The sequence below is a fragment of the Salmonella sp. 2020_1459 genome, from assembly GCF_043847915.1.
In the GTDB taxonomy this organism is placed as follows: Bacteria; Pseudomonadota; Gammaproteobacteria; order Enterobacterales; family Enterobacteriaceae; genus Salmonella; species Salmonella enterica.
In genome coordinates this window covers 90838-100408 of sequence record NZ_JBCMFA010000009.1, presented here as the reverse complement: position 1 = coordinate 100408, position 9571 = coordinate 90838, and the positions used below count along the sequence as shown (strand labels likewise).

The window sequence follows — 9571 nt, the reverse complement described above, 5'->3', positions numbered from 1 at the left end:
AAAGACTGGGCCTTTTGTTTTATCTGTGGTCTGTCGGTGAGCACTCGTTGCGCAGCAACGGCCCGTAGGGTGGCGGGCAGGACGCCCGCCATAAACTGCCAGGCATCAGACAAGTGAAGAAGCCCGTTCTGACGGACGGGCTTCTTTGCGTGTGTGGTAACTGTAAAAATGTAGGCCTGATAAGCGCAGCGCCATCAGGCAACCGGCACCGCCGGATGGCGGCTCCGCCTTATTCGGCCTACAAGGAACGTGCTTTCTCTAACCACCGCAAAATGAAGGCAGAAATCTGCGATACATCATTAAGATCCAAAACGGGTACCGCTACGGCAAGTGGAATATCACTGGCAACTGCAATAACATGCTCATCAAGAATTAATTCTTCCTCGCTGTGCCCACATCCCTGACGAAAAAGTAAGATCTTCGCAACTGCCTCGTGTTTAAACCCTTCTACCAGCACCATATCCAGCTTTGATGCATCCATCCGGCTCACCAGCCATGCCAGATCCAACTCTTCTTGCCCCGGCGTTTCAGTCATTAACGCCCAGCGCTGCTGACTGGCAACCAGCGTCTGTGTCGCCCCGGCCTTACGTAATTCGTAGCTATCTTTACCCGGTTTATCAACATCCATATCATGATGGGTATGCTTAATCAGCCCTGGCCGAATACCGTGCGCACAAAGTGCTGGGATCAGTTTTTTCAGCAGTGTTGTTTTTCCCGTGCCGCTCCACGCGGCAATGGCGAGTAGCGGTATCATGGTCTCTTTTGCCATTGCGCGAGTTCCTCCGGCGTGTTGACGTTCACAAATGCCTCTTTACAATCGCTGAAATCAACGGCGTGTCCGCCTACCTGGCGCATAAAAATCATTACTCGCCGTTCGCCTGCTTGCAAATAAGCTGTCAACTGGGGCTCAACGGCACGATTAATCAACGCGATCGTTGGATGATCGCGCTCTCCATCATGAACCCAAACCACGGGTGCGCCATGACGCTGCGTTGCTAAACGATCGACCAGGGTGTGGGGGATACAGGGATTGTCACAGGGGCAAAACAGAAACCAGTCGCCTGCTACCTGCTGAAAAACGGAAAGCATACCCGCCAGAGGACCGGGAAAGTCAGCGATTGAATCCGGAATGACTTTCAGGCCGCTGGCCTGGTAGATATCCAGATGGCGATTAGCACTAATGACGACCGTAGCCAGTTGCGGCGCGAGCGCATCGGCAACGTGCCGCCAGAGCGGTTTCCCGTCCAGTTCAAGCAGACCTTTATCCGCACCTCCCATCCGCCGGGCTTTACCGCCTGCCAGCACCACGCCGGTTATTACTTCATCCAGATTCACCGATATCGCCTCTTTTATTGTGGGATTGACCCTGCTACCGTGTCTGTATCAAGAATAAGGAGCACAGCTATGAAATGTAAACGCCTGAATGAAGTCATTGAACTCCTCCAGCCAGCCTGGCAGAAAGAGCCTGATCTTAATCTGACGCAATTTTTGCAGAAACTGGCGAAAGAGTCAGGTTTTGACGGCAAACTGGAAGATTTAACTGATGATATCCTGATCTACCATCTGAAAATGCGCGATTCCGCCAAAGACGCCGCCATTCCAGGGATTCAAAAAGACTATGAAGAGGACTTTAAAACGGCGCTTTTACGCGCCCGCGGCGTTATTAAAGAGTAAAACCTTGTAAGCGGCGCCACCGAAATCGCCACGAAATGATATCCTGAATCATTCGTAGTATTTTCCGGATGATGGGATGAACGACAACGCTTTTACTTTCCAGACGCTACACCCGGAAACCATCATGGATGCGCTGTTTGAACAGGGGATCAGGGTGGATTCCGGGCTGACTCCACTAAACAGTTATGAAAACCGCGTCTATCAGTTTCAGGATGAAGACCGTCGACGTTTTGTCGTTAAGTTTTATCGACCTGAACGCTGGTCTGTTGATCAAATTCGGGAAGAACACCAATTCGCGCTTGAACTGGTGAAGGATGAGGTTCCGGTTGCTGCTCCGCTCGCGTTTAATGGCCAGACACTGTTAGCGCATCAGGGCTATCATTATGCCATTTTCCCCAGCGTAGGCGGTCGTCAGTTTGAAGCAGACAATATCGATCAGATGGAGGCGGTAGGGCGTTATCTTGGCCGATTGCATCAGACGGGGCGAAAACGTCCTTTCACTTTCCGGCCTGACATTGGGCTTGCAGAGTATCTTTTTGAACCTCGCCAGGTATTCGAAGATGCCGCACTGATTCCCTCCGGGCAAAAAGCGGCTTTCCTGAAAGCCACTGATACTCTACTGTCTGCAGTTACCGAATGCTGGCGCACCGATTTCGCCACGCTGCGATTGCACGGCGATTGTCATGCCGGCAACATTCTATGGCGTGATGGACCGCTGTTTGTCGATTTAGATGATGCCCGTAACGGTCCGGCGATACAGGATTTATGGATGCTGCTGAACGGCGACAAAGCCGAACAGCGAATGCAGCTTGAAACCATTATTGAAGCTTATGAAGAAGTTAGTGAGTTCGATACGGCTGAAATTGGTCTCATTGAACCTTTACGCGCCATGCGTTTAGTTTATTATCTTGCCTGGTTGATTCGTCGTTGGGGCGATCCTGCGTTTCCAAAAAACTTTCCCTGGTTAACAGGGGAAGATTACTGGCAGCGACAGACAACGACTTTTATTGAGCAGACTAAAATTTTGCACGAACCCCCTTTACAATTAACGCCAATGTATTAATCGGAGAGAGTTGATCATGAAAAAGATTTGGCTGGCGCTGGCTGGTATGGTTTTAGCTTTTAGCGCCTCGGCAGCACAGATCAGCGACGGTAAACAGTATATCACGCTGGATAAACCGGTCGCTGGCGAACCCCAGGTACTGGAGTTTTTCTCCTTCTACTGCCCACATTGTTATCAGTTTGAAGAAGTGCTTCATGTGTCTGACAATGTGAAGAAAAAGCTGCCGGAAGGCACCAAAATGACCAAGTACCACGTTGAGTTCCTGGGGCCGTTGGGCAAGGAGCTCACCCAGGCATGGGCGGTGGCGATGGCGTTGGGTGTAGAAGATAAAGTCACGGTCCCGCTGTTTGAAGCCGTACAGAAAACCCAGACAGTACAATCTGCCGCGGATATCCGTAAAGTGTTCGTTGATGCGGGCGTCAAGGGCGAAGATTACGATGCGGCATGGAACAGCTTCGTGGTGAAATCACTGGTTGCGCAACAGGAGAAAGCCGCGGCTGACCTGCAACTGCAGGGCGTTCCGGCGATGTTCGTCAATGGCAAATACCAGATTAACCCACAAGGCATGGATACCAGCAGCATGGATGTTTTTGTTCAGCAGTATGCTGATACTGTGAAATATTTGGTTGATAAAAAATAAAAAGAACGCCGGTCACTGACCGGCGTTTTTATAAGATGTTTTAATCTCTTCTATCTGTATATCTTTCTTATCCCACAGCGTATTAAGCCAACGTTGAAAACGGCGTTTGAATGTTTTGTCGTTCACGTAATCGCCGTGCAGTTCTTCATTTATGGGTTCCAGTTGCACCCGAACAACAATACGCGTCAGCCTACCGCTTAGCATATCGTAGAAAGGGTGGCGATCGTTGTTTGGGTAACACAACGTAATATTAAGCAGCTTATCGAACTGTGAGCCTAAAACGTTAATCGCCATTGCAATACCGGCTGCTTTTGGCGGCAACAGATGTTGATAAGGTGAATGCGTTTGCTGACGTTTCTCATGCGTAAATCGCGAGCCTTCAACAAAGTTAACGATAGTGGTGGGATACCGACGAAACTTTTCGCAAGAGCGACGAGTTGTTTCAACATCTTTGCCGCGTCGATCGGGGTGGCGGAGCAGGTAGCTACGGGAGTAGCGCTTCATAAACGGCATATCTAATGCCCAGCACGCCAGGCCGATGAACGGCACCCAGGCCAATTGCTGTTTAAGAAAGTACTTATTCATTGGGATATGCTTGCGGAACAGAACGCAAAGCACAACGATATCGGCCCAGCTGCGATGATTACAAATCAGTAAATACCAATTTTTCTTGCTCAGCCCTTCTAACCCTTCTACATCCCATTGCAAGTGCGGATTAAGGCGTAACAGCGCTGCAAGACCAGCACACCAGCAATACATCATGAAATTGCAGAAAATGGAGACCTTGCGCCAGATACCGGGAACAGGCAAAAGAAGCTTTACCATACCGGCAATGATGATCGGTACTGAGCAAACAATAGTGACCAGGATGGTCAATACGATACTCAATGGGAGCGTGATAGCCGCGAGTATTCTCGTCATAATAAATTATTCAAAAGTTAGCCATAAACGGTGCGCGAAAAGGGCGCAAGAGGCTGATTCTATCAGAAAACGATGCTAATGATGGCGCTGAGTGAAATAGAAACACTCGTAACAACTATCCACATTATGATAACGGCATGAATCAGATAATCAGAAAAACGTGATGTTAACAACTCATTGAAAATAATGGTTAATTATTAAGATGAGAAGGCTATCGCGCTGATTTTAAAGTAATGGTAAGAATTTACACACAAAGTTATCCACAGGTTGTTTTGCGAGCGATCCTGAAGATCGACAAAACTTTTCCGCAAATGCGGCGAAAAACTCAAGTTTTCCTCCTGTATGTGGCATCCTTTAACCATAATCTGTTAAACAGGCACGGACATTATGGTTCAGATCCCAGAAAACCCACTTATTCTCGTAGATGGCTCATCCTATCTCTATCGCGCCTATCATGCGTTTCCGCCGTTAACCAACAGCGCGGGAGAACCTACGGGCGCAATGTATGGTGTCCTCAACATGTTGCGCAGCCTGATCATGCAGTATCAGCCGACACATGCTGCGGTGGTGTTTGACGCCAAAGGAAAAACCTTCCGTGATGAGCTCTTTGAACACTACAAATCGCATCGTCCTCCGATGCCGGATGATCTGCGAGCGCAAATAGAGCCGTTACATGCCATGGTTAAAGCCATGGGGTTACCTCTGCTGGCAGTCTCTGGCGTAGAAGCGGATGACGTTATCGGTACACTGGCGCGAGAAGCGGAGAAGGTGGGGCGTCCGGTATTAATCAGCACCGGCGATAAAGATATGGCACAGTTGGTGACGCCGAATATTACGCTGATCAACACCATGACTAACACCATCCTCGGCCCGGATGAAGTCGTTAATAAGTACGGTGTGCCGCCTGAGCTGATTATCGACTTTCTGGCGCTGATGGGGGACTCCTCGGATAATATTCCAGGCGTACCAGGCGTGGGTGAGAAGACGGCGCAAGCCTTGCTTCAGGGATTGGGCGGCCTGGATACGCTGTACGCCGAGCCGGAAAAAATTGCCGGCCTCACTTTCCGCGGCGCCAAAACGATGGCCGCTAAATTAGCGCAGAATAAAGACGTAGCGTACCTGTCTTATAAACTCGCCACCATTAAAACGGATGTTGAACTGGAGCTGACCTGCGAACAGCTTGAAGTGCAGCAGCCGATTGCGGATGAACTGCTGGGCCTGTTTAAAAAATATGAGTTTAAGCGCTGGACGGCGGACGTCGAGTCAGGCAAGTGGCTACAGGCAAAGGGCGCGAAACCGGCGGCCAAACCGCAGGAAACGGTCGTTATTGATGAATCGCCCAGCGAACCGGCAGCGGCGCTCTCTTATGAAAATTATGTCACGATTCTGGACGACGTTACGCTGGAAAGCTGGATTGAAAAGCTGAAAAAAGCGCCCGTTTTTGCTTTCGATACGGAGACCGACAGTCTGGATAATATCGCCGCCAACCTGGTGGGCCTCTCGTTTGCCATCGAACCTGGCGTTGCCGCGTATGTACCTGTCGCACATGATTATCTGGACGCTCCGGATCAAATCTCCCGCCAGCGTGCTCTGGAACTGCTGAAGCCGCTGCTGGAAGATGAAAAAGTGCGCAAAGTGGGGCAAAACCTCAAGTACGATCGCGGCGTCTTGCAAAATTACGGTATTGAGCTGCGCGGTATCGCCTTCGATACCATGCTTGAGTCTTACATTCTGAACAGCGTCGCCGGACGCCATGATATGGACAGTTTGTCCGATCGTTGGCTGAAGCACAAAACTATCACCTTTGAAGACATTGCCGGTAAAGGTAAAAACCAGCTCACCTTTAACCAGATCGCACTGGAGGAAGCGGGGCGCTATGCGGCAGAAGATGCGGATGTCACGTTACAGTTGCATCTCAAAATGTGGCCTGAGCTCCAGCAGCACAAAGGCCCGCTGAATGTTTTCGAAAACATCGAAATGCCGTTGGTGCCTGTACTGTCACGCGTTGAGCGCAATGGCGTAAAAATCGATCCTGCCGTCCTGCACAAACATTCGGAAGAAATCACGCTACGTCTGGCGGAACTGGAAAAGAAAGCGCATGACATTGCGGGCGAGGCGTTCAACCTGTCCTCGACGAAGCAGTTGCAGACTATCCTGTTTGAAAAGCAGGGTATTAAGCCGCTGAAGAAAACGCCTGGCGGCGCGCCGTCAACGTCGGAAGAGGTGCTGGAAGAGCTGGCGCTGGACTATCCGCTGCCGAAAGTGATTCTGGAGTATCGTGGTCTGGCGAAGCTAAAATCCACCTATACCGATAAGCTGCCGCTGATGATTAACCCGAAAACCGGGCGCGTCCATACGTCCTATCATCAGGCGGTAACGGCGACGGGACGTTTATCGTCCACCGATCCGAACCTGCAAAATATTCCGGTGCGCAATGAAGAAGGCCGCCGCATTCGTCAGGCATTTATTGCGCCTGAGGATTATCTCATCGTATCTGCGGACTATTCACAGATTGAGCTGCGTATTATGGCGCATCTTTCCCGTGATAAAGGGCTGCTCACGGCGTTCGCCGAAGGGAAAGATATTCACCGCGCAACGGCGGCGGAAGTCTTTGGCTTGCCGCTGGATAGCGTGACCGGGGAACAGCGCCGAAGTGCGAAAGCCATTAACTTTGGCCTGATTTACGGGATGAGCGCCTTCGGTCTTTCTCGCCAGCTTAATATTCCGCGTAAAGAGGCGCAGAAGTATATGGATCTCTACTTCGAACGCTATCCTGGCGTGCTGGAATATATGGAGCGCACCCGCGCTCAGGCAAAAGAACAAGGCTATGTGGAAACTCTGGAGGGGCGCCGCCTTTACCTGCCGGATATTAAATCCAGCAACGCGGCGCGGCGCGCGGGGGCGGAACGCGCGGCGATCAATGCTCCCATGCAAGGAACGGCTGCCGATATCATCAAGCGCGCCATGATTGCCGTCGATGCCTGGCTACAGGCCGAGCAGCCACGTGTGCGGATGATTATGCAGGTACACGATGAATTAGTGTTCGAGGTGCATAAAGACGACTTAGATGCGGTAGCAAAACGTATCCATCAGTTGATGGAAAACTGCACGCGTATTGATGTGCCGTTGCTGGTGGAAGTCGGTAGCGGGGAAAATTGGGATCAAGCGCACTAAGCATTTAAGGAATAACGCGCTTTTTTCGTAATTAAGCAACATAAGCACGGGGGTTTTGTGATGGGTATTAGAATTCCCTATGTAAAGAATGAAAAAAAATTACGAAAAGGTCTTTCTGTGTTGCTCAAAAAAGAGTAAAGTTATTCACGTAGGGTACAGAGGTAAGATGTTCTATCTTTCAGACCTTTTACTTCACGTAATCGGATTTGGCTGAATATTTTAGCCGCCCCAGTCAGTTTATGACTGGGGCGTTTTTTATTGGGCGTAAGAAAAATTTCGCTCACACCGTAGGCCGGATAAGACGCGCAGCGGCGCCATCCGGCATAGCGGGTGATTATTCCCCGTCCTGAATCTCTTCGACCGGTGCCAGTTCGCTAAACCAGCTATCCAGTTTCTGACGTAACTTATCCACTCCCTGCTTTTTCAGCGAGGAAAACGCTTCTACCTGCACATCGCCATTAAAAGCCAGCACGGCTTCACGTACCATATTCAACTGCGCCTTGCGCGCGCCGCTGGCCAGTTTGTCCGCTTTGGTCAGCAGAACCAGAACCTGGATATTGCTCTCTACAGCCCACTGGATCATCTGCTGATCGAGGTCTTTCAACGGATGGCGGATATCCATTAAAACGACTAAGCCCTGTAGGCTTTGACGTTTCTCCAGATATTCCCCCAGCGCGCGTTGCCACTTGCGTTTCATCTCTTCCGGGACTTCCGCGTAGCCATAGCCCGGCAGGTCGACCAACCGTTTGCCATCTACGACTTCAAATAGGTTAATCAATTGGGTACGGCCCGGCGTTTTAGAGGTGCGCGCCAGGCTTTTTTGGTTGGTCAATGTGTTCAGGGCGCTGGATTTGCCTGCATTGGAACGGCCAGCAAAAGCCACTTCAATTCCGCAATCGGAAGGTAAATGGCGAATATCAGGCGCACTCATCACAAAATGCGTCTGTTGATAATTCAGGTTAGTCAAAGCGGTCGTCTCCGTCAGTCAAAGCATTGTGGCGATTATACCTGAACGCCAGCAAAAGACGGATTTTTCGGCGCGGCGGTGCTGTAAGTAAAAGCCATACGCTTTGTGAGACATTGACCATTGCACTTATGCGACATGACAGAGTCGTTGTCAGGCTCAAAGCCAGTTAATATAGTTAAATCATGAATTTATAGAAAGGTAATTGTCTGAAAAAAAGGGATTTGCCGTGTCGGTATCTTGTGAGTTTACCCCAAAAGAGTAAAGTAATGCACATAGCGAGGACGCTAACAGGATCAACGACTCAGGATGAGGGTCAGGAGCGCCAGGAGGCGAAGACACAGGATTGTCAGGAAGACAAACGTCCGGAGACGTTAGTAAAAGGAAATGGAAACAACATGGAATGTTCCAGGCTAAGGGAAAAACAGGGCGTGTTGATAGCCAACAGGGATGGTGGAACCCGTTAAGGGTCGTGAGTCAAGAAAAAAGGCGGCAGATTACTCTGTCGCCTTTTTTCTTTGCTTGCTTTCTGCTAGATTCCGCCTCAATTCTATACTGAATAAAACGGCTTAAAGATCTGACATCATGAAAAAACCAACCTCTGCACCGCGCAGTAAAGCCTTTGGCAAACAGCGTCGTAAAACGCGTGAAGAGTTAAACCAGGAGGCGCGCGACCGTAAACGCCTGAAAAAACATCGCGGTCATGCGCCGGGAAGTCGCGCGGCGGGCGGCAATTCCGCTTCGGGCGGCGGCAATCAGAATCAACAAAAAGATCCACGTATTGGCAGTAAAACACCTGTTCCATTGGGCGTGACTGAAAAAGTGACCCAACAGCATAAACCGAAAAGTGAGAAACCTATGCTTTCACCGCAGACGGAGTTGGATTTACTGGAAACGGATGAGCGCCTGGATGCGCTGTTAGAACGTCTGGAAGCGGGCGAAACCCTGAGTGCGGAAGATCAAGCCTGGGTAGATGCCAAACTGGATCGTATTGATGAACTGATGCAGAAGCTTGGTCTGTCTTACGATGACGACGAAGAAGACGACGAAGAGGACGAGAAGCAGGAAGATATGATGCGCCTGCTAAGAGGCGGCAACTAACGGGTTTACACCGTGGGCTTGCCCGTCCTGCTTA

General features: G+C 50.3%; 10 protein-coding genes. 6 read left to right on the top strand and 4 right to left on the bottom strand.

The genetic code is table 11. The annotated features are described in order from the left end of the window. Positions 1 to 238 precede the first annotated feature (238 nt). On the bottom strand, positions 239 to 754 hold the full coding sequence (gene mobB / locus ACH0VJ_RS21075) for a molybdopterin-guanine dinucleotide biosynthesis protein MobB (RefSeq protein ID WP_072208510.1): 516 nt from the start codon (positions 752 to 754) through the stop codon (positions 239 to 241). Continuing rightward, complete coding sequence (mobA, locus tag ACH0VJ_RS21070) at positions 751 to 1335, bottom strand: molybdenum cofactor guanylyltransferase MobA (RefSeq protein ID WP_001046884.1); 585 nt, start codon at positions 1333 to 1335, stop codon at positions 751 to 753. Before mobA ends, mobB begins: the two co-directional genes overlap by 4 nt. A 69-nt stretch (positions 1336 to 1404) precedes the next feature. Here mobA and ACH0VJ_RS21065 point away from each other — a divergent pair, with 69 nt between their 5' ends. The 3 genes from ACH0VJ_RS21065 to dsbA all read left to right on the top strand — a co-directional run bounded on the left by ACH0VJ_RS21065 (position 1405) and on the right by dsbA (position 3377). Continuing rightward, positions 1405 to 1674 carry a YihD family protein gene (locus ACH0VJ_RS21065; RefSeq protein ID WP_000649858.1) on the top strand — a complete coding sequence of 90 codons (270 nt, stop codon included), beginning with the start codon at positions 1405 to 1407 and terminating at the stop codon, positions 1672 to 1674. Between the two features lie 76 nt (positions 1675 to 1750). Beyond that, complete coding sequence (locus ACH0VJ_RS21060; protein ID WP_000999264.1) at positions 1751 to 2737, top strand: serine/threonine protein kinase; 987 nt, start codon at positions 1751 to 1753, stop codon at positions 2735 to 2737. A 16-nt stretch (positions 2738 to 2753) separates the two neighbouring features. Further along, the gene (gene dsbA, locus ACH0VJ_RS21055; protein ID WP_000725364.1) at positions 2754 to 3377 is read left to right on the top strand and encodes a thiol:disulfide interchange protein DsbA; all 624 of its coding nucleotides are present in this window, start codon (positions 2754 to 2756) and stop codon (positions 3375 to 3377) included. Between the two features lie 12 nt (positions 3378 to 3389). Here the strand turns inward: dsbA and ACH0VJ_RS21050 are convergent, their stop codons facing one another. Beyond that, complete coding sequence (locus ACH0VJ_RS21050) at positions 3390 to 4298, bottom strand: acyltransferase (RefSeq protein WP_000196890.1); 909 nt, start codon at positions 4296 to 4298, stop codon at positions 3390 to 3392. A 387-nt stretch (positions 4299 to 4685) separates the two neighbouring features. Here ACH0VJ_RS21050 and polA point away from each other — a divergent pair, with 387 nt between their 5' ends. Further along, positions 4686 to 7472, top strand: coding sequence for a DNA polymerase I (polA, locus tag ACH0VJ_RS21045; protein WP_000249960.1), 2787 nt, complete (start codon positions 4686 to 4688; stop codon positions 7470 to 7472). A gap of 334 nt (positions 7473 to 7806) precedes the next feature. Here the strand turns inward: polA and yihA are convergent, their stop codons facing one another. Further along, a complete protein-coding gene (yihA, locus tag ACH0VJ_RS21040) occupies positions 7807 to 8439 on the bottom strand; it encodes a ribosome biogenesis GTP-binding protein YihA/YsxC (RefSeq protein ID WP_000183327.1) in 633 nt (210 codons plus the stop codon). A 239-nt stretch (positions 8440 to 8678) separates the two neighbouring features. Here yihA and ACH0VJ_RS21035 point away from each other — a divergent pair, with 239 nt between their 5' ends. Both ACH0VJ_RS21035 and yihI read left to right on the top strand, forming a co-directional pair. Then, positions 8679 to 8903 carry a hypothetical protein gene (locus ACH0VJ_RS21035; protein WP_001541209.1) on the top strand — a complete coding sequence of 75 codons (225 nt, stop codon included), beginning with the start codon at positions 8679 to 8681 and terminating at the stop codon, positions 8901 to 8903. A 118-nt stretch (positions 8904 to 9021) separates the two neighbouring features. After that, a complete protein-coding gene (gene yihI, locus ACH0VJ_RS21030; protein ID WP_000743296.1) occupies positions 9022 to 9537 on the top strand; it encodes a Der GTPase-activating protein YihI in 516 nt (171 codons plus the stop codon). Positions 9538 to 9571 lie beyond the last annotated feature (34 nt).

Coding starts and splice junctions, on each gene's coding strand:
- dsbA (WP_000725364.1), top strand. CDS start 2,754: ATGAAAAAGATTTGGCTGGCGCTGGCTGGTATGGTTTTAGCTTTTAGC.
- polA (WP_000249960.1), top strand. CDS start 4,686: ATGGTTCAGATCCCAGAAAACCCACTTATTCTCGTAGATGGCTCATCC.
- mobB (WP_072208510.1), bottom strand. CDS start 754: ATGATACCGCTACTCGCCATTGCCGCGTGGAGCGGCACGGGAAAAACA.
- ACH0VJ_RS21050 (WP_000196890.1), bottom strand. CDS start 4,298: ATGACGAGAATACTCGCGGCTATCACGCTCCCATTGAGTATCGTATTG.
- yihI (WP_000743296.1), top strand. CDS start 9,022: ATGAAAAAACCAACCTCTGCACCGCGCAGTAAAGCCTTTGGCAAACAG.
- ACH0VJ_RS21065 (WP_000649858.1), top strand. CDS start 1,405: ATGAAATGTAAACGCCTGAATGAAGTCATTGAACTCCTCCAGCCAGCC.
- ACH0VJ_RS21060 (WP_000999264.1), top strand. CDS start 1,751: ATGAACGACAACGCTTTTACTTTCCAGACGCTACACCCGGAAACCATC.